A 25929-nucleotide genomic window follows, 5' to 3' on the forward strand; every position below is an offset into this window, starting at 1 on the left:
CGATCAGGCGGACTTGAAACGCGCCATCAGTTCGGCGCGCGCCGGGCTGGTCAGCGTCGCGGCGGCACCGAACTCCAGCGGGCTCAGGGCCTCGGCGGCCGGGTACATGATCGGATCGTCGAGCATCGCCACAGGCAGCAGCGCGTCGACACGCTTGTCGCCGCTCGGGTAGCCGTGGCTCAGCACTTCCAGCTTGTTGTGCTGCGGATCGAGCAGGTAATTGATGAACGCGTAGGCGGCATCCTTGTGCTCCGAGCTTTTCGGGATGGCGAAGAAGTCGCTCCACAGCTCGCCACCTTCCTTGCCCAGTTCGAACTGCATTTGCGCGTTGTCGCGGTGCAGTTGCGAGGCGTCGCCAGTCCACGACATCGCCAGCCAGGCATCGCCGCTGCGCATCGACGGCTGGATGTCGGAGTTGATCGCGAACAGGTGCGGCTTGACTTCGATCAGCAGTTTTTCCGCGTCGGCCAGTTCTTTCGGGTCCAGGGAGTTGAAGCTGTAGCCGAAGCTTTTCAGCGCGTTGCCGATGGCGGTCAACTGGTAGTCGTGGACCATCGTGCGGCCGCTGGCCGGGCCCTGGGCGGTGGCCCAGAATTCCTTCCAGCTGGCGGGGCCGTTCTTCAGCTTGCCGGCGTCGTAGAGCATGCCGGTGGTGCCCCAGTTTTTCGGCACCGCGTAGACCTTGCCGTCCACCGTGCCCTGGGCCATGAACTTCTGCTGGAACGCCGAGGCGTCGAAGTTGGGAATGCGCGACAGGTCCAGCGGCTCGATCAGCCCCAGGCCGACGTAGGTGCTGATGGTGTAGTTGGTCGGCACCAGCACGTCCCAGCCACTGCCGCCGGCCTGCAATTTGGCGAGCATTTCTTCGTTGGAGCCGAATACGCTCATCGACACCCGGGCGCCGGTGGTCTTGCCGAAGGCGTCGAGGTTTTCCTGGCTGTGGTAGTTCGGCCAGGTCGCCAGCGACAGGCGATCACCCAGCTTGGTTTGCTCGGCAGCCTCGGCGGTGGAGGTCAGCAGGCCGGGCATGTTGGTGGCGACCACGGCAGCGGCAATCCCCAGGCCGGTGCGGCCAAGGAAATCGCGACGACTGATCGAGCCGTTCTGCCAGCTGCGCAGGGTTTTTATAAAAGTCTTCTGGTCCATAGCACGCTCCACATCCGGTTGATGAAACGAATCGATGATTTACAACGCCATGGCCAGACCATTGGCGTGATCCCAGCCGACGCGCACTGGCGCGCCGTGTTCGAATGCATTGGCGCCGTGATCCTGCTGGCGCGGCACCCGCACGCAGACCACGCCGAAGGCTTGGGTGCGCACGCGGTATTCGGTGGAATTGCCCAGGTAGATGCGGTCCTCGACGCAGCCTTGCAGCTTCACTTCCCGGGCCATCTCGGCGTTGGCCCCGGCGATGCTGATCAGCTCCGGCCGCACCGCTATGCAGCCGGCAGCGTTGGCGCTCAGGCCCTTGCCGGTGGGGGTGAGTGGGCTGGTCAGCTCCAGCCCTTGCTCGGTGCGCAGCACCACCGAGTTGCCATTGAGTTGGCGCACGGTGCCGTCGAACAGGTTGGACTCGCCGATAAAGTCGGCCACGTAACGGCTGGCCGGGGCTTCGTAGAGTTGTTCCGGGGTGGCGGTCTGGATGATCGAACCGTTGTGCATCACGCTAATGCTGTCGCTCATCGACAAGGCTTCTTCCTGGTCGTGGGTGACCAGCACGAAGGTGATGCCGACCTCGCGCTGCAGACGCAGCAATTCCGACTGCATCTCCTTGCGCAGCTTGCGGTCCAGCGCGGCCAGCGGCTCGTCAAGCAGCAACACCGTCGGCTTGTTGACCAAGGCGCGGGCGAGGGCGACACGCTGTTGCTGGCCGCCGGACAACTCACTCGGCTTGCGCTGGCCGAAGCCGCTCAGACGCACCATCTCCAGCGCTTCATCGGCCATGCGCATTTGCTGTTTTTTGTCCGGGCGCGGCGTGCGATAACGCAGTCCGTAGGCAATGTTCTGCGCCACGGTCAGATGCGGGAACAACGCGTAATGCTGGAACACCATGTTCACCGGCCGCTCGAAGGCCGGCACATCGGCCACGCTTTTACCGGCCAGACGGACCTCGCCGCTGGTGGGCTGCTCGAAGCCGGCGATCATGCGCAAGGTGGTGGTCTTGCCGCAGCCAGAGCCGCCAAGAAAGGAATGAAACGAGCCGCGCCGCACCGCGAAATCCAGACCGCTGACGGCCTGCACCTCGCCATAGCGTTTGACCACATTGCAGAATTCGATATCGCTTGGCGGGGTGTTGTTCACGAGGCGGGCTCCCTTGCAGTGATGAATCAGTGCGTCGGGGGCCAAACTAGCAATCGGGGTTTTGCGGTGTATATATCCCTTGGGGGATAGGAACAGCTTGTTGTAGGAGCGAGCCTGCTCCGGGCGGCGTTCCGACGATGGGCTCAAGAGCGCTGCGTTCAGCCAGTCATCACGCGTATTCGTTAACGACCATCGCGAGCAGGCTCGCTCCTACAAAATGCAGATGCGTGTTTAAAGACACCCGGAGTTACTTCGCGAAGGCTACACCACCTTGCGTCGTTGCCTACAGGTACGCCAGAATCCGCCGGCTTGTGCGCCTTGGGGTCGGGTCTTATCGTTTGCCGGTCACTGAAAAACAGTGATCGGGTTTGGTAGCCCGGTGTTACAAGGTGCAATGCGTCACTATCAGCAGCGTTTTTCTGCTCTGCTGCTACATGGTGGCCATGCACAGGGCGCCTTCGGGCGCGCCGGTTTCCTTGTACCCGGTCTACCAACCTGCGTATGGCCACCACCCAACGTTTGGTAGCGTGAGAGTGATGGCTCTTTTTTACGGTACAAGGAGTTTCACTATGTTCAAAGTCACACCCAACCCGCCTGACACCGATCCGGCATCTCCGTACGAAAGCCTCGATCACGACCTCAACCCCGTCCCCCACATCATGGCGACGCCGCGCAAGCCCAGCACGATGTTCATCGTCAATCCCGAACTCAATACCGAAACCCTGCTGGTGCGCGCCTGTGAATCCCTGGCGTCGGCCAATGTCATGGCCAACGATCTGGTGGATCATCTGGAGGGGACGAGCCGCAATGCGCTGTTGGGGATTGCGCAGGTGATCATGCTGGGGGAACTGGCGGTGAACCGGGCGTTGGATCAGCTTGATCCGCCCTGACCACAATCTCCAGATCACCCACAGACCTGTAGGAGTGGCTTGCCAGCGAAAGCGGTGTGTCAGGCAACTGACTTGTCGGCTGAATAACCGCATTCGCTGGCAAGCCAGCTCCTACAGGTGGGGCGGACAACCGATGGGTATCAGGCCTGTAGCTTGAGGCCGGAGGCTTGCAACGGATCCTCCGTCAATTCCCGAATAAACAACCCCAGCAATTCCGACTGGCTGCCAATACCCAACTTGGCATAGATGTTCTTGCGGTGAATCTTCACCGTGCCGGGGCTGATGTTCAGTTGTTCGGCCACCGAAGCACTGGAGTGGCCGCGCAACAACAGTTGAACGATTTCCTGCTCGCGGCCGGTGAGGATGTGCGCGCCGAACTGGTCGAAGGCTGCGCGGATCTTGAAGTCCAGGTCCTGTGCCGGTCGCGGTTGCTGGGCCTGACGCAAGCGCCAGGCCTCATTGATGACTTGTTCGACCACCGCTTGCGCGCACTCGACCAGTTGCATTTCGTCCCGGCTGAACGCACAGCTGGCGCTGGAGCGCATCAGTGACAACACCGCCGTGGCACCACCGCCGAGGTCGACGAAAAACGCCACTTCCTCGGCCAGACCCGTCTGCTGGTAATAGGTCAGGAAGTACTCGCCGAGGTAGAAGTGGTCGGGGGCGAACTGGCGCAGACGCCACAGCCCCGGTGCCTGCTCGCGTGTGCAGGCCAGGTAGAACGGATCGAGCAGGTAAGGCCCGCACTGATAGTCATCGACATACACCGCCCGCTTGTCCGCCGAGAACGTATCGAACAACGCCAGTGGCCGGTGATTGCCTTCGTAGACAAACAACACGAAATGATCGACCGGGCAGATTTGCCGAAGCCAATGGCTCAACCCCGACAGCCGCGCATGCCCGGCAGGCAGGTCGAGCAGGTGGGCGACTCCGGTGGTCCAGAGTTTCAGTTCCTTGGGGCGCATGGCGGCTACAGGCAGAAGAGGATGGCCTTTGGATGCACAAAGTACGCCATGGCGGTTTTGCCCGTGTGGCGCGGGGCGGGTGGCGGTGCGTCGTGGCAAAGACGCACCGCAACAGGGCCAGGTGTTACCGAGTGCTACAGGGCGGGTATCAAAAATGATCGGCTGAATCCTTCAGCGAGCACTCCGGGTCGAAGGCAACAGGATCGTCAAAATCCCCAGCAACGGCAGGTACGAACACAGCATGTACACGTACTCGATGCCATGGATATCCGCCAGATGCCCCAGCAGCGCGGCGCCAATGCCGCCGAATCCGAACATCAGGCCGAAGAACACCCCGGCGATCATGCCGACGTTGCCGGGCACCAGTTCCTGGGCGAAGACCACGATCGCCGAGAATGCCGAGGCGAGGATGAAGCCGATGATCATGCTCAACACGCCCGTCCAGAACAGGTCGACGTAGGGCAGGGCGAGGGTGAAGGGGGCGGCGCCGAGAATGGAAAACCAGATCACCTGCTTGCGGCCGATCCGGTCGCCGATCGGGCCACCAAAGAAGGTGCCCGCCGCGACGGCGCCAAGAAACAGGAACAGGTACAACTGCGAACTGGCCACCGACAGGTCGAATTTCTCGATCAGGTAGAAGGTGAAGTAACTGGTGAAGCTGGCCATGTAGAAGTATTTGGAGAACACCAGCAACGCCAGCACCACCAGGGCGAAGGTCACTCGCCGCTTGGAGAGGCCGTGGGTGGCCTTGCTGCCTTGCTTGAGCTTGAACAGGTTCAGGTGGTTGCGGTACCAGCGGCTCAGCCCGTACTGCACGAGGATGGCGAACACCGCGAACAGGCCGAACCAGGCGACGTTGCCCTGGCCATAGGGAATGATGATCGCGGCGGCCAGTAGCGGACCGAAGGCGCTACCGGCGTTGCCACCGACCTGAAAGGTCGACTGCGCCAGGCCGTAGCGACCGCCTGAGGCCAGTCGCGCCACCCGTGAGGTCTCGGGGTGAAAGGTCGACGAGCCAACCCCCACCAGTGCCGAGGCCACGAGAATGGCCGGGAAGCTGCCGACCATCGACAGCATCAGAATACCGATCAGGGTGCAGACCATGCCCGCTGGCAGCAGCCACGGTTTGGGATGCCGGTCGGTGTAGAAACCGATCCACGGTTGCAGCAGTGAAGCGGTGAGCTGGAAGGTCAGGGTGATCAGGCCGACCTGGGTGAAACTCAGGCCATAGCTGGCCTTGAGCATCGGGTAGATCGAAGGCAGCACGGCCTGGATCAAGTCGTTGATCAGGTGCGCCAGGGCGCAAGCGCCGATGACGCGCATGACCAGGGGGCTGGCCTGGCTTGCAACCGAGACGGTGGGCGAGGGTGAGCTGAGGGTAGTGGTCGACATAGGCGAGTTTCCGGATAAAAACGCGAACTGCGAACGCAAGGCGCAGCCCATTTCAGGGTTCGGCGTTATCCTAGGGGCCTCAAAGGCGCCCGTCTCGCGCAACTCGGGCATTGACCATCGCAAAAAGGGCGTCATGATCAAACCATTGCAGGCATTTCTTGCGGAGATCGACCAGGGCGGCTGGAGCGTACGCAGCAGTGCGACCGACTACGCGGAAAACTGGTTCATCGCGCCGCATTCCCATGAAAAGCATCAACTGATCTATGCCATCGAAGGCGTGATGGTGGTGCACACCGCCACCAGCCAATGGACGGTGCCGCCGAGCCGTGGCATCTGGATGCCAAGTGGAGAAGTGCACTCGATTCGCTGTGTGGGGGCGATCAAGATGCGCAGCGTTTTCGTGCGCCCTGACCCGAGCCTGGAGCTGCCCGCCGAAACCCGGGCGGTGAGTGTTTCCGCGTTGCTGAGCGAGCTGATCAAGGTCTCGGTCGATTTTGACTTTGCCTGTGAGCCGGACTCGCGGGAAGCCCGGGTGCTGCGGCTGATTCTGGATGAACTGACGATCCTGCCGACCTTGCCGTTGAACCTGCCACAGCCCACCGATCCACGGATCAACCTGATCTGCACCGCGTTGCAGCGTAATCCCGGGGATGGCTCGACGTTGTCGGACTGGAGTACGCGATTGAGCCTCGACGCAAAAACCATCCAGCGCAGGTTGCGCAAGGAAACCGGTATGACCTTCGGCCAATGGCGCCAGCAAGCGCGACTGCTGCTGGCGCTGGAACGAATCGCCGTCGGCGAGAAGATCATCGACATCGCCGGGGAGCTGGGATACGACAGCCCAAGCGCGTTCACGACCATGTTCAAGAAGCAGTTCGGCAAGACGCCGAGTGATTTTTTCAAGTGATCCTCAGAAACGATCGAGCCGGTACGGCGCAGTCGCCGGCAGGCCGTGAGGCTGGGCTTCGATCAAAGGCGAGGCCATTTGCGCAATCATTTCCGCCGTGACCGCCGCCTGGGTCAGCCCCAGATGCTGATGACCGAAGGCGAGCAGGACCTTGCCGTGGCACACCCGGTCGATGATCGGCAGGGAGTCGGGCAGGGAGGGGCGGAAACCCATCCACGGCGTGGCGGCTTCGGCACTCAGGTCGTGTTTGAACAGGCCTTTGCTCAGACGGTGCAACTGCCAGGCGCGCTCCATGGTCGGCGGGCATTCCAGACCGGCGAATTCAACGGTGCCGGCCAACCGCAGGCCCTCGGTCATCGGCGTCATGATGAACTTGCGCTCCAGCGATGTGACGGCGAACGGCAAGCGCCCGTGTTCGTGGGGCAGCATCAGGTGATAACCGCGCTCGGTGTCCAGCGGCACCTTCTTGCCGGTCAGTGCGGCGGTGAGCTTCGCTGAATGGGCGCCACAGGCAATCAATACCTGGCGACTGTTGAAACGGCCTTGATCGGTGATCAACGACACGCCGTTTTCATGCAACTGCCCGGCCTCGACCCGTTGCTTGAGGAACTGTACGCCGCTGCTTTTGGCGGCGTGGACCAGTTCGCCGACCACCCGGAAGGGATCGAGAAAGTGCCCGGTGCGCGGGAAGAACAAGCCGCCGCGGATCTGCTCGCTGAGTTGCGGCGCGGCATCGCGGACCGCCTGGGCCTGCCAGAAATCCACCGGCACTTGCTGCTGGCGCATGCGCGCCTGCAGCGCTTCGATGGCCTGTTGCGAGTCGGGGCGTTCGAACACCAGCAGCGAGCCGTCTTCCTTGAGCAATCCGGGGCGGTCTATGGTCTCCAGCAACCGGTGCCAGGCACCCAGGCTGCTTTCATTGAGCGCGCGGATGCCGGCCACGGTGCGCTGGAACGGCGCCGGGCGCAGGTTGAGCAACAGACGCACGAACCAGGGCAGGGCCCGGGGCATGTATTTCCAGTCCAGGCGCAGCGGGCCCATCGGGTCCATGAGCATGGCGGGCAGGCGTTTGAGGATCGACAGGTCGGCGATGGGGAAGACCTGCTCGGTGGCCAGGTGCCCGGCATTGCCGAACGAGGCGCCACGGCCGGGCTCCTGTTGATCGATGACCACCACCCGCCGGCCCTGGCGGGCCAGACGCAGGGCGCAGGCGACGCCGATGATTCCGGCGCCGATCACGGCAACGTCCGCCGCTGTGTGCGGGCTGTTGAAAAGGGAGTCGTTGGACATGGCCTAGGCTTCTCTCTGGCCGTCGAGCAGGCGACGCAACTGCAACGGATTGCCGTGCTTGAGCGCGGCCGGCAACAGGGCGTCGGGGAAGTCCTGATAGCAGACCGGGCGCAGGAAACGCAGGATGGCGGCGGTGCCGACCGAGGTGGTGCGCGCATCGGACGTCGCCGGGAATGGGCCGCCATGGACCATGGCGTCGCACACCTCGACCCCGGTCGGCCAGCCATTGACCAGCAGGCGTCCGGCCTTGCGCTCAAGGGTCGGCAACAAGGCCCTGGCGCTCTCCACGTCGGCATCGTCCAGGTGCAGGGTGGCGGTCAACTGGCCTTCCAGGTGTTCGATGACCTGGCGGATTTGCTCGTCGCTGGCGCATTGCACGATCAGCGAAGCGGCGCCGAACATTTCTGCCTGCAGCGCCGGGTCGGCGAGAAACTCACTGGCCTGGGTGACGAACAGGTGAGCCTGGCACTGGTTCGAGGTTTCGCCCCGCAAGCCGATGGCCACCGCGTGTGCATGTTTGAGCAGTGCGTCGACTCCGGCCTCGTAGGCGTTGAAAATACCGGGTGTGAGCATGGTCTGCGCCGGGCTGCGTCGTACATGATCTGCCGCCGCATTGATGAAGCGCTCAAGGTCCGCGCCTTGGCGGGCAATCACTAAACCGGGGTTGGTGCAGAACTGGCCGGCGCCTTGGGTGAGGGATGAAACGAAGCCTTGCGCCAGCGCTTCGGCACGCGATTGCAGTGCCGCGGGGAATAGCAGTACCGGGTTGATCGAACTCATCTCCGCATACACCGGGATCGGCTCGAGCCGTGCCTGGGCCGCGTTGTACAAGGCCATGCCACCGCTGCGCGAGCCGGTGAACCCTACCGCCTTGATGCGCGGGTCGGTGACCAGGGCGATGCCCACATCGCGGCCGGAGCCGTACAACAGCGAGAACACGCCGTCGTGCAGCCCGCAAAGTTTGACCGCACGGGCCAGCGCTCGGCCTACCAGTTCACTGGTGCCAGGGTGCGCGCCATGGGCCTTGACGATCACCGGGCAACCGGCGGCCAGCGCCGAAGCGGTGTCACCGCCGGCGACGGAGAAGGCCAGGGGAAAGTTGCTGGCACCGAACACCGCCACCGGGCCGAGCGGCACCTGACGCTGACGCAGGTCCGGGCGGGGCAGGGGTTGACGCTCCGGCAGTGCGGAGTCGACCCGCACATCCAGCCATTCACCGGCACGCACGGTGCGGGCAAAGGTGCGCAGCTGCTGGCAAGTGCGGCCTCGTTCACCCTGGATACGCGGGCGCGGCAGGCCGGTCTCGGCCACGGCGCGGTCGATCAATTCATCGCCCAGGGCTTCGATTTCGCTGGCGATGGTTTCGAGGAATTCGGCGCGGGCGTCCAGGGACGTCGCGCGATAGCTGTCCAGGGCACTCCACGCCAGGGCGCAGGCCTGTTCGACGTGCTCGCCGCTGCCACCGTGATAGGCCGGTTCAAGGGGCAGATCAGTGGCGGGATCAATGCCGCGGATCGCTTCGCGACTGCCGGGGATGGCCTGCTGGCCGATCAACATGTTGCCTGTCAGAGTCATGGTCGTTCCTGAAAAAAAGAGGGGAGGCGTTTGCGAAAAAACGCCGTACCGCCGTGGGCGAAAATAAAAGCGGCGCGCATTGGCACGCCGCTGTACAGGCTGGATGTCAGGCGAAGTTCTGCTCGGCCGACCACTGCTCGTACCACTGACGGAACAGTGCGTACTGGTTCTCGGCATAACGACGCTGGGCATCGCTGAGCACATCGGTCTCGTTGAAGTGCAGGGTGTATTCCTTGTCGCCATTGAGCACCATCAGGTGCTTGTAGTAGAGCACTAGGTCGCAACCCTCATCGAAGGACGACAGCACGGCGAGTGCGGATTCCAGCTCCCGCGCCTGACGACGCGCCTTGGCATCGCCCTTGGCCGCTTGTTTGCTCAAGGCCACCAGGCGCAACACTTCGCGCGGCAGTGCGTTGCCGATGCCGGTGATGGCGCCGGTGGCATTGCAGTTGACGAAGCCATGCACCACCTGGGTGTCGACGCCGACCATCAGGGTCACGTCATCGTCCTTGGAGGTGATGTGTTCGGCGGCGTAGCGCAGGTCGGCGGCACCGCCGAACTCCTTGAAGCCGATGAGGTTCGGGTACTCGCGGCGCAGTTCGAAGAACAGGTCGGCGCGGGTGGCGAAGCCGTAGTAAGGGCTGTTGTAGATCACCGCCGGCAGGCCAGGAGCGGCCTGGAGGATCGCGGCGAAGTGGGCTTTTTGCGCGGTGGCCGAAGCGCCGCGAGACAGCACGCGGGGAATGACCATCAAACCATGGGCGCCGACTTTGGCCGCGTGTGCCGCATGGGACACCGCTTCGCGGCTGTTGACGGCACCGGTGCCGACGATGGTCGGAACGCCGGCGGCCACCAGGCGCGCCACGCCTTCCTGACGCTCGGCTTCGGTCAGCAGCGGCCAGTCACCCATGGAACCGCAATACACCACGGCGCTCATGCCGATGTCGATCAGCTCGCGACCCTTGGCCACCAGCGCGTCGAAGTCCGGCTTGCGTTCGGCGGTGCACGGAGTCATCAGTGCAGGGATGCAGCCAGTGAAAATGTTATCGCTCATTGTGTAGTCACTCCTTGAAGCGTTCATTCAGATCGGGTTAGGGAAAAGGCGTGGCGGCTCAAATGCCCCACGCAAAGGGATCCTGTTCGTCGATCAGCAAGGTGCTGTCGGCGGCCATGTAGGCGCGGCCAGTGATGAAAGGGATGATGCGTTCGCCCTCCCATTCGTAGCTGCCGACGAATTGGCTGGCGGTGATGCTGGCCTGGACCCAGCGTTCACCGGCGGCCAGTTTTCCGTCGGCTGCCAGGCATGCCAGTTTCGCGCTGGTGCCGGTCCCGCAGGGCGAGCGGTCGTAGGCCTTGCCGGGGCACATGACAAAGTTGCGGCTGTCGGCGTGGTCGTCGTCGGCGAACAGTTCGATGTGGTCGATCAGCGCGCCGTCTTCGCCGTGGATGCCTTGAGCTTCCAGGGCCTTGAGCATTGCCCAGGTGTATTCGGTGAGGAACTCGACGTTGTCCATCTGCAACGCCTGACCGTGATCGGACACCAGGAAAAACCAGTTGCCGCCCCAGGCGATGTCGCCGTACACGCGGCCATGCCCCGGCACTTCGACCGGCACCTGTTGGCGGTAGCGGTAGGCGGGCACGTTGCGCAGGGTGACGTTGCCGTCCTCATGCAACGTGGCGCTGACCGGGCCGACCGGCGTATCGATCTTGTGCTCGCCGGGCTGGATATGCCCCAGGTAATGCAGCGAGTTGACCAGGCCGATAGTGCCGTGGCCGCACATGCCGAGGTAGCCGGCGTTGTTGAAGAAGATCACGCCGCAGGTGGCATCCGGCGACACCGGTTCGCAATACAGCGCACCCACCAGCACATCGTTGCCACGGGGCTCCAGCAGGCAGGCGCGACGCCATTGGTCATGCTGCTCGCGCAGGGCATCGCGCTTCTCAGCCATGGTCCGGCCAGGCAGTTGGGGCAGGCCCGACATCACCAGGCGAGTCGGTTCGCCGCCGGTGTGGGAATCAATGACATGTACTTTTTTCATAAACCTTTCCATTGGAAAAACTCAGAGGTTTTGCTGGCCTGAATCTCAGCGGGAAGTCTGGATGGACGCGCCAATCGGACGCTGGCCGCTGTAAACGGGATCGGCTTCGGCTTCACCGTCCTCGTCTTCCAGGCGAACCAGATGCGCCGGTACGCCGGTGGCCGCGCCCCAGTAGTAGATGCCCATCGCACAAGCCGCCACGACCACGGTGTCGAAGGGATGGGTGAGTACGCCCATGCCGCCGAAACTGCCCAGCCAGGACAGCACGATGGTCACGGCGTAGAAGCCGATCAGCCATGCCGAAGAGCGCACTTGCTGGGCCAGGCTCAGGTGTTGGGTCGGCACGAAACGTCCGCACAGCAGGTACACCACGAACATCAGGATCTGCAGGCCGAGCAGCCAGGACACGGTGCTCCAGCCGGACCAGTAGACGATCAGCGCGGCGATGATGAACGACACCGGGCCGAGGACACCCATGCGCTTGACCTTGAACGGACGCGGCATGTCCGGCGCATTGCGGCGCAGGGCAGCCACCGACACCGGGGCCACGGCGTAGCTCAACACCAGCGCGGCGGAGACCACGTTGATCAGGGCTTCCCAGGAGGGGAAGGGCAGGGTCCAGAACACCGACAGGGCAAAGGTCAGCCACAGCGCCGGACGCGGGATGCCGGACTTTTCATCGATACGGGTGAAGACCTTGAAGAAGGTGCCGGTTTGCGCCCAGCCGTAGATCACCCGCGGGGTGGCGTTCATGTAGATGTTGCCGCAACCGCTGGGGGAGATCACCGCGTCGGCCACCACCAGATAAGCCAGCCAGCCCACACCCAATGCCAGGGCGATGTCGCGGTAGGGCAGGGCCAGTTCCTTGGCGACGCCGGCCCAACCGTTGGCGAGCATTTCGGTGGGCACGCCGCCGAGGAACGCCACTTGCAACAACACATAGATGGCTGTGGAGAGCAGTACGGAGAGGATCAATGCAATCGGAATGGTACGTTGCGGATTCTTCACTTCGCTGGCCACCGAGATGATCGGCGTCAACCCCAGGTAGGCGAAGATAATGCCGCCGGCGGACACTGCCATCTCGACACCTGACAGCCCGAACGGCATGAAGCCCTGGGACTGGAAGTTCTCCGGTTTGAAGAAAGTGAACAGCACGCCGATCACCAGCAACGGCACGATGAACTTGAACAGGCTGATCAGGTTGTTGGCCTTGGCGAAGGTTTTCACGCTGTAGTAGTTGAGCATGAAGAACAGGCACAGCAGGCCGAACTGCACCAGCCAGCCTAGCGCCGTTGGATTGCTGGAACCGGCCTGGGTCAATGCGGGAAACCACGCAGCGGCATACTGGCGCGCGGCGACCACCTCGATGGCCACCAGGCTGGAAAACGCGATCAGCGTGATGAAGCCCATCAGGTAACCCAGCAGCGGGCCGTGGGAGTAAACCGGGTAGCGAATCACACCGCCGGCACGCGGCAATGCGGCGCCGAGTTCACAGTAGACGATGCCCAGCAGCAGCACCGCAAAACCGCCCAGCAGCCAGGAAAAGATCCCCGCCGGTCCCGCGATGGCGGACACGTGACTGGCTGCGAACAGCCAGCCGGAGCCGAAGATCGCCCCCAGTCCGATAAACGTAAGGTCTATCAACGAAAGTTGTTTTTTGAACTTGCCTTGGCCTGACATGGCATCGCCTTCTTGTGAGTTATTGGATAGGCAGGTATGCACTTCAAATCGCCCTTTTCGGTTTTGCCGAGGAGGGCGGTGGCCATAGAGTGAACTCGGCGGCTTACTCGCGATTGATGTTTTCCTTGGGTGTCGATGACGAAATCAGCACAATGGGAAATGTCTGATTTTTGCGAGGGACCGGTTGATGACTCAGGATGCGTTTGCGCTGTTGTGCCAGGGCGACGACTCGAACCGCCCCGAATCCATCGAACAACTGCTGGCCGGCGTGGCGCTGCTGCTGCCCATGCTCGATGTCATTCCCAATGCGGCGATCTTCATCAAGGATGTGCAGGCGCGCTATGTCATGGCCAATCGCACGCTGGTGCAACGCTGTGGCTTGAAGCAGCTAAAACCTCTGCTGGGGAAAACCAGCGCCGAGGTGTTTCCCGAACAATTGGGGCCTGGTTACACCGAGCAGGACCGGCGAGTGCTGGAGCAGGGTTTTGTACTGGAAGACCAGCTGGAGTTGCATCTGTACGGCAGCCGCGAGCCGGGCTGGTGCCTGACCCATAAACGACCCTTGTATAACCGCCACAATGAAATCATCGGCTTGGCGGGCATCTCGGTCGATCTGCAATCGGCCAGTGATACGCACCCGGCGTACCAGCGCCTGGCGGCGGTGGACGAACACATTCGCGCGCATTTCAACCGTCGCGTCACCCTCGGCGAGTTGACGCGGATCGCCGGCATTTCAGTGGCGCAGCTGGAACGCTACTGCAAGCGCGTGTTCCACCTGACGCCCCGGCAGATGATCCAGAAGGTTCGCCTGGAGCATGCGCATCGGTTGCTCCACACCGATATGCCGATCACCGAGGTTGCCCTGCAGTGCGGCTATACCGACCACAGCGCGTTCACCCGGCAGTTCAAGGCCTTGACCGGCTTCACCCCGCGCCAGTACCGCCAGGCCACGGGACACGAGCAGCCGTCCGGTCTGGATTAGCGACGCGCCAGGGATCGCCCTGTAAACTGGCCGCGCAAAAGGCGCCTGCCTTACCCTTTCAAGCAAGAGAACCTGCAATGGCAAATCACGACCTGACCTTTACCCCCGATCCTGATGCCGATTCGATTTCCTCCGACGTCGTCGGTTTCGGCGGTGTGCTGGTCTCCACCCAGATCCCCACCCGCGCCGACGGCAGCCTCGAATTGGGCGACATCACCTTGCAAAGCGAATGCACCCTGCAAGCGCTGAAGGTTGCGCTGGAGCGTGCCGGCAGCTCCATGGACCGCGTGATGCACCTGACCATCTACCTCACCGACATGGCCGACCGCGCCGCGTTCAACGAAGTCTACAAGCGCTACTTCGCCAAGCCATGGCCGGTGCGCGCTGCTGTCGGGGTTGCCTCGTTGGCAGTGCAAGGCATGCGCGTGGAAGTGACCGCGATGGCCGCCAAGGCCTGATCGAAGCAACACACTCAATACTGTAGGAGCGAGCTTGCTCGCGATGGACGTTAACGATGACGCGGGCATTCTGTATGCACGCGTCGTCCTTATGTTCATCGTCGGAACGCCGCCCGGAGCAAGCTCGCTCCTACAAGGATTCAGGCAGGCTGGGCCTACGCAATACACCATCGGGCAGCGCACGAGTGCCGGTCAGGCGTTTCGCCGCTACAATGCACGCCTCGACCGTGACAAGCCTGACTAAAAAAACTATGTCTTTGCCCAAACATCACCTGGAATTGCTCAGCCCTGCCCGCGATGTGAGCATCGCCCGCGAGGCCATCCTGCATGGCGCCGATGCCATCTACATCGGTGGCCCGAGCTTCGGCGCCCGCCACAATGCCTGCAACGAAGTGAGCGATATCGCCCAGTTGGTGGAATTCGCCCGTCGTTACCATGCCCGGGTGTTCACCACCATCAATACCATCCTGCACGACAACGAACTGGAGCCGGCCCGCAAGCTGATCCACCAGTTGTACGACGCCGGCGTCGATGCGCTGATCGTCCAGGACCTGGGGGTGATGGAGCTGGATATTCCGCCGATCGAACTGCACGCCAGTACCCAGACTGACATCCGTACCCTGGAGCGGGCGAAGTTCCTCGATCAGGCCGGTTTCTCGCAACTGGTGCTGGCCCGTGAGTTGAATCTCCAGGAGATCCGCGCCATTGCCGACGAAACCGATGCGGCCATCGAGTTCTTTATCCATGGCGCGTTGTGCGTGGCGTTTTCCGGCCAGTGCAATATTTCCCACGCCCAGACCGGGCGCAGCGCCAACCGTGGCGACTGCTCGCAAGCCTGCCGTCTGCCGTACACCCTCAAGGACGAAAAGGGCGGCGTGATCGCTTACGAAAAGCACCTGCTGTCGATGAAGGACAACAACCAGAGCGCTAACATCCGCGCCCTGGTCGAGGCCGGCGTGCGTTCGTTCAAGATCGAGGGCCGCTACAAGGACATGGGCTATGTGAAGAACATCACGGCCTACTACCGCCAGCGCCTCGACGATGTTCTCGAAGATCGTCCTGACCTGGCCCGCGCTTCCAGCGGCCGCACCGCGCACTTCTTCCTGCCCGACCCGGAAAAAACCTTCCACCGTGGCAGCACCGATTACTTCGTCACTGACCGCAAGATCGATATCGGCGCCTTTGACTCGCCGACCTTCACCGGTCTGCCGGTGGGTGTGGTGGAGAAAGTCGCCAAGCGTGACATGCAGGTCGTGACGCACGAGCCGCTGTCAAACGGCGACGGCCTCAACGTGCTGGTCAAGCGTGAAGTGGTGGGTTTCCGTGCCAACATCGCCGAGCCCAAAGGCGAGTTCGAGGAAGACGGCGAGAAGCGCTATCGCTATCGCGTCGAGCCCAACGAGATGCCGGAGGGGATGTACAAGCTGCGCCCCAACCATCCGCTGAATCGCAATCTCGATCACAACTGGCAACAGGCGCTGCAAAAGACCTCTGCCGAGCGTCGTATCGCCCTGAGCTGGGTCGCTCGCCTGCGTGAAGAACAGCTGGAACTGAGCGCTACCAGCGAAGAAGGCATCAGCGCCAGCGTCACCCTGAACGGCCCGTTCGGCGCCGCCAACAAGCCGGAACAGGCGCTGGAGCAATTGCAGGATCTGCTCGGTCAACTGGGCACCACGCAGTACCACGCCATCGACATCAAGCTGGACGCGCCGCAGGCGTACTTCATCCCGAACTCGCAGCTCAAGGCCTTGCGCCGTGAAGTGATCGAAGCCTTGACCCAAGCGCGGATTGCCGCCCACCCGCGTGGCAGCCGTAAAGCTGAAACCAGCCCGCCGCCGGTGTACCCGGAGTCGCACCTGTCGTTCCTGGCCAACGTCTACAACCAGAAGGCCCGCGACTTCTATCACCGCCATGGCGTCAAGCTGATCGACGCGGCCTACGAGGCCCACGAGGAAACCGGCGAGGTGCCGGTGATGATCACCAAGCACTGCCTGCGTTTCTCCTTCAACCTGTGCCCGAAACAGGCCAAGGGCGTCACCGGCGTACGCACCAAGGTCGCGCCGATGCAACTGATCCACGGCGATGAAGTACTGACGCTGAAGTTCGACTGCAAGCCTTGTGAAATGCACATCATCGGCAAGATGAAGGGCCACATCCTCAACCTGCCGCAACCGGGCAGCGTGGTAGGGCACATCAGCCCCGAAGACCTGCTCAAGACCATCCCGCGCGCGCCGCACTGAGTGACCGGTGAGTGCGCCGCAACGGCGCGCTCATCTGTTGTTCAATACCCTGTGTAGTTGAAGTAAACGAATGCCACGGCAACAGCCAGACCAAACGCTGCCAGGGCTTTTGTTTGTGCGGTTGCCTGAAATTCGCTCGACCCTTGCTCATGGGGTTGCGAGTACGCGGTGGCGTCATGGCGGCGCTGCAGAATGGCCCGATAGGTGTAACCCAAGCCGACCAGCAGGAAAATAGCCATCAGGCCAAGGGTCAGCCAACGTATCGTTGCCGGTTTTCCAGCGGCGGATACGCGCATCTCGTCTTCACAGGCCGCGCTCTCGAACTCCAGGACAGAAATGGGTTGGTAAACCGTCAAGGGCCGCTGCACATCACTGTGTATCGCCGCCATTTGTTCCAGGTCCAGTGCCTGATACTTCCAGAGCGTCATCGATCCTTCCCGGCAGTAGGTGAACGAAGCGGGGCTCGAGGCGCCGATGATGCAGGCATCGTCAATTCCGATTTTTTTCAGGGTTTCCATCGCAGACCGTGTGAAGTCCATTTCGAGAATGGGAATGACGCCGTTGGCAGACACCGCGACCGACACCAGCAGGCTCGCGATGACGCAGAGGGTTGATATTTTCAAAGTCGAGCCCCCCTCGTTTTTTGTAGGTTCTTTGTGATAAACGCGGGGTCTGGTTGCAACCTGCTTTTGCTGAAGTCTAGACGCTGGCGACAAACCTGGAGCTGGCGGTTGAAACTATTCGCAGGTTTCGGCGACGGCTTTTTCAGCTCGTTTGTATTCCTGTTTGACGTCGGTGGGGATGCGCTGCTTTTTCAGTTCCTGACCGAGGAAGGGTTGCTCGCCCCTGGACTGGACCTCTGCGTCCTCGGCCGTTATCTGCGCTTCGATGGCCGCAGCATGCTTGTCGATGACGGCATCGACCTCGGCTGCATTTTTGGCGGTATCGAGCGCTAGAACCAACTGGCCGGCCTCGGCTTTTTCGGCTTCGGCATAGGCTTCGACCGTCAACCCGGAGGCCAAGGCTCTCGTCTGGGTTTCCAGCCGATTGAGATGCTCCCGGGCGGCCTTGCAGACCGTTTCCTGTCGCTGGCTCTGGATGTGTTCCCAGGTGTGCAACCCATAGATCGCGGCCCCGACCACCAGTAGGGTTGCAGCGGTAGCCATTAATTTGCCTTTCACATTGGCGCCCTCAGATGACAAGGGGAAGGGTGTTGCGCACACGATTCCCGATTCCATTCGAGTAAGGAAAAGCGTAGCAGACCTGGTCGGGCTGAACGTGTGTCGACCACTCGCCAAGATGCGGTTCAACACTAAGCGTCTGTTTTAAAAAACAAATTGTTTTGTTGGGGCTTCCCAAACGAGACAAAGGTTGGTAAATTTGCGCCCACTCTTGCACAGGCCCTCAGGGAGCCTCTCGCGCAAGCAGGCAACAGCTCTTGTTGCCACTCAAGAAAGCGAGTGCCAGGCACTCATCGCAACAGATACAGGGGCGTCGCCAAGCGGTAAGGCAGCAGGTTTTGATCCTGCCATGCGTTGGTTCGAATCCAGCCGCCCCTGCCATTTTTTATTCCTGCGTAATCAGATAACACTCGACCGACGGTTATTATTCGTCGTTTTTTCCGTTTTTTCGCCCGTTGTCCACCTCTACCGAAAGCGCTCCGGGATGGCATCGACAAACGGATACCAGGAAAACCAGGGTCTTGCCTCGCCGATCACGCGCTTGACCGAGGGCCTTTGGACCAACCTGTCGAAATAAGCACTCAAGTGCTGGTAATCGTCGGGAAACGGCACGAGGGTGCTGGCGTAGAACAGCGCCGGGGCGGCGGCGCAATCGGCCATGCTGAACGCCGGGCTGGCCACCCAGGTTCTTGCCGCCAGTTGACGTTCAAGCATGCCGTACGCCGTTGTCAGCGCGGCGCGTTCCCGGGTCAGGTCACCGTTGGCGGCGTTCATTCGGTCAGCGACGATCTTCTGCATCGGCACCTGAACGTGCAGGTCGAAAAAACGATCCCACAGACGTACTTCCAGGGCGGTTTCCCGATCTTCGGGAATCAGCTGCGCCTGGCCGGGATGAATCCGGTCCAGGTACTCAATGATCATGCTCGACTCCGGCACAACCTTTTGCCGGGCGTGATCGCGAAGCACCGGGAACTTGCCGATCGGCCACAGCGCTTGAAGTTCGGCCCGGTCGGCATCGTTGCCCAGATCGATAACTCTTTTTTCAAACTCGATGTTCAGTTCATAGAGCGCGATCAGCGCTTTGTGGCAGAACGACGAGAGCGGGTGGAAATAAAGAGTCAGTGACATCCTTCAAATCCTCGATGAGATGGAAACCACTTGATTATCCGTCGCCATCGGCCAATGCGCGAGGTGCTCCATCCCGATGTCCGGTGGGGGCTATTCGGGTTAGAGTGCAGATCCTGGCCTGAATATCAGGTATGACGCGTTTAAGGTCATATAACCATGCACCAGATCGGACTCATTGTTTACCCTGGTTTCCAGGTTCTGGGCCTGGCCATGTGTGCCGCCTTCGAGTTGGCCAACAGCGCCGCAGATGAGCCGTTGTACAGCATTGCATTACTGTCCGAACCGGGCGGCATGGTGCAGACGTCCGCCGGTTTTGCTGTGCAGACCGAGGCGTTCGACCAGCGTGCGTTCGATACGCTACTGGTCATGGGCGACAACCTGATCCGCCCGACCACGCCGGGCATGCTGGAGTTTTTGCGCCGCGCCAGTCACGGCACCCGGCGTCTGGGCTCGATTTGCACGGGGGCGAATGCGTTGGCGGAGGCCGGTTTGCTCGACGGTCGGCGGGCGACCACCCATTGGGCGCATGTGCCGTCCTTTCGCAAGGCGTACCCGAACGTGAAGGTCGAGGAAGACCGGATCTTCATCAACGATGGCCACCTGTGGACCGCGGCGGGGATGAGCGCATGCGTGGACCTGGCGTTGGCACTGGTGGAGATGGATCTGGGGGCCGACGTTGCACGCAAGGTGGCGCGGCAATTGGTGGTGTACCACCGGCGTTCCGGTGGGCAGTCGCAGTTTTCGGTGATGCTGGAACTGGCCCCCAAGACCGATCGCATACAGGCCGTGCTGAACTACGCCAAACAGAATCTCAAGTCCGCGCTGTCAGTCGAGGAACTGGCCAGCGCGGCCAATCTCAGCCCTCGGCAATTCAGCCGGGTGTTTCATGCCGAAACCGGCCAGTCTCCGGCCAAGGCCATCGAAAACCTGCGGGTCGAGTCGGCCCGGTTGATGATGGAAAGCGGGCGGTACTCCATCGATGTGGTGGCGACGGACACGGGCTTTGGTGACCGGGAACGTATGCGTCGCGCTTTTATTCGGGCGTTCGGGCAGCCGCCACAGGTGATTCAGCGTGCCAGTCGGGGCTGAATCATGATGTCCTGAAAGGTGGTGTATACGACATTCATGTCGATATATTATTATCGTAATATTTATCTCGTTGAAACTTTTCCCTCAATGAGATCACCGCCATGACCCTCGTCAAAGCCGCTGCCGTACAAATCAGTCCCGTTCTTTACAGCCGTGAAGGCACCGTCGACAAAGTGGTGCAGAAGATTCTCGACCTCGGCGAGCAGGGCGTGCAATTTGCCGTGTTCCCGGAAACCGTTGTGCCCTACTACCCGTACTTTTCCTACGTGCAGTCGCCGTTCGAAATGGCCGCCGAACACCTCAAGCTGCTGGACCAGGCTGTCACCGTGCCTTCGGACGCCACCGATGCCATCGGCGCTGCGGCCAGGCAAGCCGGCATGGTCGTGTCCATCGGCGTCAACGAGCGCGATGGCGGCACGCTGTACAACACGCAGTTGCTGTTCGATGCCGACGGCTCGCTGATCCAGCGTCGCCGCAAGATTTCCCCGACCTACCACGAACGCATGATCTGGGGCATGGGCGACGGCTCCGGCCTGCGGGCCGTCGACAGCGCGGCAGGGCGCATCGGGCAACTGGCCTGCTGGGAGCATTTCAACCCGCTGGCCCGTTATGCCTTGATGGCCGATGGCGAACAGATCCATGCGGCCATGTACCCGGGGTCGTTTGCAGGTCCGTTGTTCGCCTCGCAAATGGAAGTCAGCATTCGCCAGCATGCCCTGGAGGCCGCCTGCTTTGTGGTCAATTCCACGGCGTGGTTGTACCCCGAGCAACAGGCGCAGATCATGGCCGACACCGGTTGCGCCATTGGTCCGATCTCGGGTGGCTGCTACACGGCGATCGTCGGCCCGGACGGTGTGGTGCTGGGTTCGTTGCAGGAAGGTGAGGGCGAGGTGATTGTTGATCTCGACATGAGCCAGATCGACAAGCGCAAACGCATGATGGATTCCCGTGGCCACTACAGCCGCCCGGAATTGCTGAGCCTGCTGATCGACCGCACCCCGCAATCCCATGTGCATGAACGCAGCGCGCATCCGAAGCTGGCCGAGCAGACCGGGCTGGAAGAAGTGATGGGTTAGTTCCGGGCAAAAAAACAGGGGACTTCATGGAAGTCCCCTTTTGTTTGTCCGCGTTGCAGGTTTCGTTTCAGCGACGCCAGAAGCAACGAGCCAGCAGTGCATCGATGCTGAGCTTGCCGCCACCCATCAGCAACAGCGGCGTGAAGGCCACCAGGTAGATCAATGGCAGTTTGAAGTTGCCGTAACCCTTGTTGCTGATGGCATAGCCTTGGGCAAGTTCACTCAGGGTATGCCAGTCGGCGGGCCAATGGATGGCGGCGGTTGCGACGAGGGTCACCACCATCAGGCTCAACGCCGAAAAACGTGTGCCCAGGCCCAGCAGCAAGGTCATGGAAAAGACCAGTTCGGCCCACATCGACAGTTCCCAGTTCAGCGTCGCTGGAAGGTGGTCGAACGGAAACGGGAAGCGCTCCTGGATATCGGTGAACCAGTTCTGGCCGTTGAATTTCTCCAGGCCGGACTCCAGGAATTCCCAGGCGAGGAACACCCGCAGCGCCAAAGGCGCAACCCAGTCGCCGGCACGGTCGAGGTTCAGGTACAGGCCTTTGACGGCCGAAGAAATGGAGGTGCTCATGGATGTTGATCTCTTTCAGGTCAGGGAGGCGGGGCAACGGCGTGCCCGGTGAGTTGAGCGCTTTGATCGGCCTGGCCAATCGACAGGCGTATTTCATCAAAGGGGTGTATCTGCGGTGTGTCGTTGTGGCGGGGTTTTGAGTGTGGGGTGTGTCAGGGGCGGGGCTGTATACATTGAGATACGTAAACGGCCACCACTGTCCTTGTGGGAGCGAGCCGGCTCCGGGCGGCGATCCGACGATAGCGGAGTGTCGGGAGGCCGCTATGTTGGATGTGCCGGCCTCTTCGCGAGCAGGCTCGCTCCCACAGGAAAATTGCTATACATTTTCCGGCCGCCCTTTGCATGGTGTAACCGCTTCATGTCTCTTGCGCTCGAACGTCTAGTCGCTGGCACGCCAATCCCTTTTGCCGGTAATCGTGTCACTGTTGTCAGCCCCGAACTGGCGCAACGCTTCCAGCCCGGTGACCACCTGCTGGTGGAGCAGGTCAGCGGCGAGTTGCTGCTGATCCCCGTGGCGGACCAGCAAGCGGCCAGCGTCGCGATCGAGCGCGCCGAAGCGGCGTTTACCGCGCTGTCGGCGGTGTCCGATCAAGCGATCAGCGCCTTCTTCGATCTGTTTGCCCAGCGCCTTGAAACCCCGGAGTGCTGGGCCTTTATCGAGGCCGCCAACCTGGCCGACATCGAACGGGCCAAGGCGCGCGGTCGCTCGACCACCCGGTTGCTGGCCGATGAGCGCATGCGTCGCGACATGATCGCCGGCCTGCGCGCCTGGCGTGATGCAGCGGCCAGCCGTGGCAAGGTGATCAGTTGCGTCGAGCATGATGGCTGGAAAGTCGAACAAGTGGTCTCGCCGCTGGGCATCGTCGCGTTCGTCTTCGAAGGTCGGCCGAATGTGTTTGCCGATGCGGCCGGTGTATTGCGCACCGGCAACACCGCCGTGCTGCGCATTGGCAGTGATGCGTTGGGCACGGCCCAGGCGATCGTCACCCATGCACTGAACCCTGCGCTGAGCGACGCCGGCTTGCCGGCCGGTGCAGTGTCGCTGGTGGAAAGTGTCAACCACGCCGCCGGTTGGGCGATGTTCGCGGACCGACGCCTGTCGTTGGCGGTGGCCCGTGGTTCGGGGCGCGCCGTCAGCCAGTTGGGCAGCATCGCGCAGCAGGCCGGCACGGCGGTCAGCCTGCATGGCACCGGTGGTGCGTGGCTGATCGCCAACGCCGATGCCGACGCCCCGCGTTTTGCCGCCGTGGTGCGCAACTCCCTGGACCGCAAGGTCTGCAACACCCTGAACGTCTGCCTGATTCACCGCGACCGTGCCGCTGAACTGGTGCCGCTGTTCCTCGACGCACTCAAGCAGGCCGGCACTGCACGTGGGCAGGGCTGCAAGCTGCACATCGTCGAAGGCAGCGAGTCGCATTTGCCGCAAGACTGGCTGGCTGCAACGGTCGAGGTGTACCGCGCCGAAGGCTATCAGACCGAAGCGCAGGCCGAGCCGTTGGCGGAAGATCAATTGGGCCGTGAATGGGAGTGGGAAGAAACCCCGGAAGTCAGCCTGAAAATCGTCGACGACCTGGACAGCGCCATTGCCTTGTTCAATCGCTACAGTCCGCAATTCACCGTGTCCTTGATCAGTGAAAGTGCCGAGGCCCAGGAGCGTTTCTACAACGCGGTCAACGCGCCTTTTGTCGGCAATGGCATCACCCGTTGGGTCGACGGCCAGTATGCGCTGAGCAAGCCGGAACTGGGGCTTTCGAACTGGGAGAGCGGGCGCCTGTTTGCTCGCAGTGCGATTCTCTCGGGTGATGGCGTGTTCACCATTCGCAGCCGCATGACCCAGATCGATCTGGGCGTCAAACGCTGAGATGGCGGAACCAGTGACCGCTGCAAGGGCGGTCACTTTTTTACGCAAACGACAGTTCTGATCAAGCGGCTTTGATCGCCTTGGCCGATACCGCACAAGTGCGCGGATGCTCGACCAGCGACACAAAGCTTCGGCTGTTGGCATCCAGCGCATCGATCGAACCGGTCTCGATGTCGTACACCCAGCCATGCAGGTTCAACAGGCCCTTTTCCTGGGCCAGTCGCACACTCGGGTGTGTCTGGATGTTGGCCAGTTGGGCGATGACATTCTCCCGAACCGTCGAATTGACCTTGGCCGCCTCACTGGTGTGTGGCCGGGCTTCGTTGATCACTTTCGCCGACTCGGCATGTTGCAGCCAGCCGCTGACGGCGGGCAGGTGATCCATGCATGTGCACTTGGCCACGGCCGTCATGGCGCCGCAGTCCGAATGGCCGCAAATCACGATGTCAGTCACGCCGAGCACGGCGACGGCGTATTCGACCGTGGCCGAGACACCTCCCGGATGCGGGCTGTAGGACGGCACGATGTTGCCGGCGTTACGGATCACGAACAGTTCACCGGGTTCTTGTTGGGTCAGCAGCTCCGGCACTACACGGCTGTCGGAACAGGTGATGAACAGCGTGCCCGGATGCTGGGTCGTGGCCAGGTGCTTGAACAGATCGGTGCGTTGTGGAAAGGCTTCTTTCTGGAACTTCAAAAAACCGTCGATGAGCGCTTTCATGTTCTTGTCCTCAAGGGGGAGCAGGGTGTGGCCCGCACGGGGCGTGCGAGCCGCTAGCAACTTAGAAAGGACGCAGCGGCAGGAACTTGCCGTCGAGGGTGATGACGGCGCGGGAGCCGCCTTCCGGATCTTCGACTTTCTTCATGTCGAGCTTGAAGTTGATCGCGCTGATGATGCCGTCGCCGAACTGCTCATGAACCAGGGCTTTGAGGGTGGTGCCGTAGATCTGGATCATTTCGTAGAAGCGGTAGATGGTCGGGTCGGTCGGCACGCCCGAGAGACTACCGCGCAGCGGGATGATCTGCAGCCGGGCCACGGCGTCGGCGTCCAGTTCCAGCTTGTCGCCGACCACTTTGGCAGCGCTTTCAGGCAGCGGGTGTTGACCGAGCAGGGCGGCGGTGACATAGGCCAGGCTCAAACCTGTGCCGTCGGCCAGGTCCTGCCACGACAGGTTTTTGCGCGCCTTGGCGTCCAGGACAGAAGTGGTCAGGGCCAGGCTTGGGTCGTTGTAGGCATGGGACTGTTGCATGGTGATTCTCCTATCGGAAGGGGTGTCGCTTGGGTGTGGGGCCATCTTCTGCCGATCCATCCATAGCGTCCAAGACCGATATACAATGAAAGCCATAAGTACTGCCTATAGATTGAGAATCCCATGTTGCTTCGACATTTGCGTTACCTGCTGGCGGTGGCCGACCATGGTGGTTTCACCCGCGCCGCCGAAATGCTGCACGTGTCCCAGCCGACCTTGTCGCAGCAGATCCGGCAGTTGGAAGAATCCCTCGGTGTGAGCCTGTTCGACCGCACCTCGCGCACGGTCAAACCCACCGATGCCGGCGAGGCTTACATTGAATGCGCGCGGCGGGTGTTGGTGGAACTGGAAGCGGGCAAGCGTGCTTTGCATGACGTGAAGGATTTGTCTCGCGGGACCTTGCGCCTGGCCATGACGCCGACGTTCATGGCCTATCTGGTAGGGCCACTGGTGCGCGACTACCTGGCGCGCTACCCGAACATCCACCTGGAGATTTTCGAGTTGTCGATGGACGAAATCGAGGTCGGGCTGGCGGATGATTCGCTGGATATCGCGATTGCGTTTGATCAGGTGAGAAGCACCGACATCGAATCGATCCCGGCCTTTACCGAAACCCTGGGGTTGATGGTTGGGCGGGATCATCCGCTTTACGAACATCAGGACGCGTTGTCCGCAGAAGAGGTGGCTCGCCTTGAATTCGCGCTGCTGACCCCGGACTACATCACCCGGACCTGCATCGATGAGTATTTCACTCAGGCGCAGATCACGCCCAAAGTGGTGATTGAAGTGAACTCGGTCAACACACTGCTGGAAGTCATCCGGTATTCGGCCATCGCCACTATCCTGCCGGAACCCATCGCCACTCAGGATCGGGCATTGCGCAAATTGTCCATGCGAGGCGCAGCGCCAGAGCGCGGGGCCGCGTTGCTGCGGCGCAAGAACAACTATCACAGCGCGGCGGCGTTGGCGTTTGTGGAGCTGGTATTGGGAATGGGGATTTCTTGACTACTACAACTCCCACAGTTGATCTTCGTTCAGACATAAAAAAGGC

General features: G+C 61.7%; 24 protein-coding genes and 1 tRNA gene. 10 read left to right on the forward strand and 15 right to left on the reverse strand.

Annotation, left to right across the window (positions count from 1 at the left end; translation table 11 throughout):
- Positions 1-3: 3 nt before the first annotated feature.
- The gene (locus AC1D19_RS18595; protein ID WP_477764059.1) at positions 4-1146 is read right to left on the reverse strand and encodes an ABC transporter substrate-binding protein; all 1143 of its coding nucleotides are present in this window, start codon (positions 1144-1146) and stop codon (positions 4-6) included.
- 39 nt (positions 1147-1185) lie between these two features.
- Positions 1186-2301, reverse strand: a complete 1116-nt coding sequence (locus AC1D19_RS18600) for an ABC transporter ATP-binding protein (RefSeq protein ID WP_477764060.1) — start codon at positions 2299-2301, stop codon at positions 1186-1188.
- A 569-nt stretch (positions 2302-2870) separates the two neighbouring features.
- Here AC1D19_RS18600 and AC1D19_RS18605 point away from each other — a divergent pair.
- Entirely contained in the window at positions 2871-3191 is a 321-nt protein-coding gene (locus AC1D19_RS18605) for a DUF6124 family protein (protein ID WP_477764061.1), read from the forward strand.
- 140 nt (positions 3192-3331) lie between these two features.
- On the opposite strand, the gene AC1D19_RS18610 is transcribed toward AC1D19_RS18605, so the two are convergent.
- Together AC1D19_RS18610 and AC1D19_RS18615 are read right to left on the reverse strand one after the other, a co-directional pair.
- On the reverse strand, positions 3332-4156 hold the full coding sequence (locus AC1D19_RS18610; RefSeq protein WP_477764062.1) for a helix-turn-helix transcriptional regulator: 825 nt from the start codon (positions 4154-4156) through the stop codon (positions 3332-3334).
- Between the two features lie 171 nt (positions 4157-4327).
- A complete protein-coding gene (locus tag AC1D19_RS18615) occupies positions 4328-5548 on the reverse strand; it encodes an MFS transporter (RefSeq protein ID WP_477764063.1) in 1221 nt (406 codons plus the stop codon).
- A 133-nt stretch (positions 5549-5681) separates the two neighbouring features.
- Here AC1D19_RS18615 and AC1D19_RS18620 point away from each other — a divergent pair, with 133 nt between their 5' ends.
- Positions 5682-6455, forward strand: coding sequence for an AraC family transcriptional regulator (locus AC1D19_RS18620; RefSeq protein WP_477764064.1), 774 nt, complete (start codon positions 5682-5684; stop codon positions 6453-6455).
- Positions 6456-6458: 3 nt separating this feature from the next.
- Here AC1D19_RS18620 and AC1D19_RS18625 read toward each other — a convergent pair whose 3' ends face one another.
- The 5 genes from AC1D19_RS18625 to AC1D19_RS18645 all read right to left on the reverse strand — a co-directional run bounded on the left by AC1D19_RS18625 (position 6459) and on the right by AC1D19_RS18645 (position 13039).
- Positions 6459-7745 carry an NAD(P)/FAD-dependent oxidoreductase gene (locus tag AC1D19_RS18625; RefSeq protein ID WP_477764065.1) on the reverse strand — a complete coding sequence of 429 codons (1287 nt, stop codon included), beginning with the start codon at positions 7743-7745 and terminating at the stop codon, positions 6459-6461.
- A 3-nt stretch (positions 7746-7748) separates the two neighbouring features.
- Entirely contained in the window at positions 7749-9320 is a 1572-nt protein-coding gene (locus tag AC1D19_RS18630) for an aldehyde dehydrogenase (NADP(+)) (RefSeq protein ID WP_477764066.1), read from the reverse strand.
- A gap of 106 nt (positions 9321-9426) precedes the next feature.
- Positions 9427-10374, reverse strand: a complete 948-nt coding sequence (locus tag AC1D19_RS18635; protein WP_477764067.1) for a dihydrodipicolinate synthase family protein — start codon at positions 10372-10374, stop codon at positions 9427-9429.
- A 58-nt stretch (positions 10375-10432) separates the two neighbouring features.
- The gene (locus AC1D19_RS18640; protein ID WP_477764068.1) at positions 10433-11359 is read right to left on the reverse strand and encodes a 4-hydroxyproline epimerase; all 927 of its coding nucleotides are present in this window, start codon (positions 11357-11359) and stop codon (positions 10433-10435) included.
- A 45-nt stretch (positions 11360-11404) separates the two neighbouring features.
- Positions 11405-13039, reverse strand: a complete 1635-nt coding sequence (locus tag AC1D19_RS18645) for an APC family permease (RefSeq protein ID WP_477760689.1) — start codon at positions 13037-13039, stop codon at positions 11405-11407.
- A gap of 187 nt (positions 13040-13226) precedes the next feature.
- Between AC1D19_RS18645 and AC1D19_RS18650 the strand changes: the two genes are divergently transcribed.
- The 3 genes from AC1D19_RS18650 (at position 13227) to AC1D19_RS18660 (ending at position 16719) form a co-directional block, all read left to right on the forward strand.
- Positions 13227-14021 carry a PAS domain-containing protein gene (locus tag AC1D19_RS18650; protein ID WP_477753975.1) on the forward strand — a complete coding sequence of 265 codons (795 nt, stop codon included), beginning with the start codon at positions 13227-13229 and terminating at the stop codon, positions 14019-14021.
- Positions 14022-14098: 77 nt separating this feature from the next.
- A complete protein-coding gene (locus tag AC1D19_RS18655; protein WP_477753974.1) occupies positions 14099-14479 on the forward strand; it encodes a RidA family protein in 381 nt (126 codons plus the stop codon).
- A gap of 251 nt (positions 14480-14730) precedes the next feature.
- Entirely contained in the window at positions 14731-16719 is a 1989-nt protein-coding gene (locus tag AC1D19_RS18660) for a peptidase U32 family protein (protein WP_477753973.1), read from the forward strand.
- 41 nt (positions 16720-16760) lie between these two features.
- Here the strand turns inward: AC1D19_RS18660 and AC1D19_RS18665 are convergent, their stop codons facing one another.
- Together AC1D19_RS18665 and AC1D19_RS18670 are read right to left on the reverse strand one after the other, a co-directional pair.
- Positions 16761-17342: a hypothetical protein gene (locus AC1D19_RS18665; RefSeq protein ID WP_477764069.1), complete on the reverse strand. Its 582-nt coding sequence runs from the start codon at positions 17340-17342 to the stop codon at positions 16761-16763.
- A 114-nt stretch (positions 17343-17456) separates the two neighbouring features.
- Positions 17457-17885 carry a hypothetical protein gene (locus AC1D19_RS18670; protein WP_477753971.1) on the reverse strand — a complete coding sequence of 143 codons (429 nt, stop codon included), beginning with the start codon at positions 17883-17885 and terminating at the stop codon, positions 17457-17459.
- A 321-nt stretch (positions 17886-18206) separates the two neighbouring features.
- On the opposite strand from AC1D19_RS18670, the gene AC1D19_RS18675 reads away from it, so the two are divergent.
- Positions 18207-18281 (forward strand) — tRNA-Gln (locus tag AC1D19_RS18675).
- An 84-nt stretch (positions 18282-18365) separates the two neighbouring features.
- Here the strand turns inward: AC1D19_RS18675 and AC1D19_RS18680 are convergent.
- Complete coding sequence (locus tag AC1D19_RS18680; protein ID WP_477764070.1) at positions 18366-19028, reverse strand: glutathione S-transferase family protein; 663 nt, start codon at positions 19026-19028, stop codon at positions 18366-18368.
- 156 nt (positions 19029-19184) lie between these two features.
- On the opposite strand from AC1D19_RS18680, the gene AC1D19_RS18685 reads away from it, so the two are divergent.
- Positions 19185-20117 carry a GlxA family transcriptional regulator gene (locus AC1D19_RS18685; RefSeq protein WP_477764071.1) on the forward strand — a complete coding sequence of 311 codons (933 nt, stop codon included), beginning with the start codon at positions 19185-19187 and terminating at the stop codon, positions 20115-20117.
- A 101-nt stretch (positions 20118-20218) separates the two neighbouring features.
- Positions 20219-21193: a nitrilase-related carbon-nitrogen hydrolase gene (locus AC1D19_RS18690; RefSeq protein ID WP_477753968.1), complete on the forward strand. Its 975-nt coding sequence runs from the start codon at positions 20219-20221 to the stop codon at positions 21191-21193.
- Between the two features lie 67 nt (positions 21194-21260).
- On the opposite strand, the gene AC1D19_RS18695 is transcribed toward AC1D19_RS18690, so the two are convergent.
- Positions 21261-21767: an HvfX family Cu-binding RiPP maturation protein gene (locus tag AC1D19_RS18695; RefSeq protein WP_477764072.1), complete on the reverse strand. Its 507-nt coding sequence runs from the start codon at positions 21765-21767 to the stop codon at positions 21261-21263.
- Between the two features lie 358 nt (positions 21768-22125).
- Here AC1D19_RS18695 and AC1D19_RS18700 point away from each other — a divergent pair, with 358 nt between their 5' ends.
- Entirely contained in the window at positions 22126-23628 is a 1503-nt protein-coding gene (locus AC1D19_RS18700) for an aldehyde dehydrogenase family protein (RefSeq protein WP_477764073.1), read from the forward strand.
- Between the two features lie 61 nt (positions 23629-23689).
- Here the strand turns inward: AC1D19_RS18700 and AC1D19_RS18705 are convergent, their stop codons facing one another.
- Together AC1D19_RS18705 and cynS are read right to left on the reverse strand one after the other, a co-directional pair.
- Positions 23690-24349, reverse strand: a complete 660-nt coding sequence (locus tag AC1D19_RS18705) for a carbonic anhydrase (RefSeq protein ID WP_477764074.1) — start codon at positions 24347-24349, stop codon at positions 23690-23692.
- Positions 24350-24410: 61 nt separating this feature from the next.
- On the reverse strand, positions 24411-24878 hold the full coding sequence (gene cynS / locus AC1D19_RS18710) for a cyanase (protein ID WP_007971791.1): 468 nt from the start codon (positions 24876-24878) through the stop codon (positions 24411-24413).
- A gap of 123 nt (positions 24879-25001) precedes the next feature.
- On the opposite strand from cynS, the gene cynR reads away from it, so the two are divergent.
- A complete protein-coding gene (gene cynR, locus AC1D19_RS18715) occupies positions 25002-25883 on the forward strand; it encodes a transcriptional regulator CynR (protein WP_477764075.1) in 882 nt (293 codons plus the stop codon).
- Positions 25884-25929: the final 46 nt, after the last annotated feature.

This window comes from Pseudomonas sp. P1_C12, assembly GCF_056406435.1.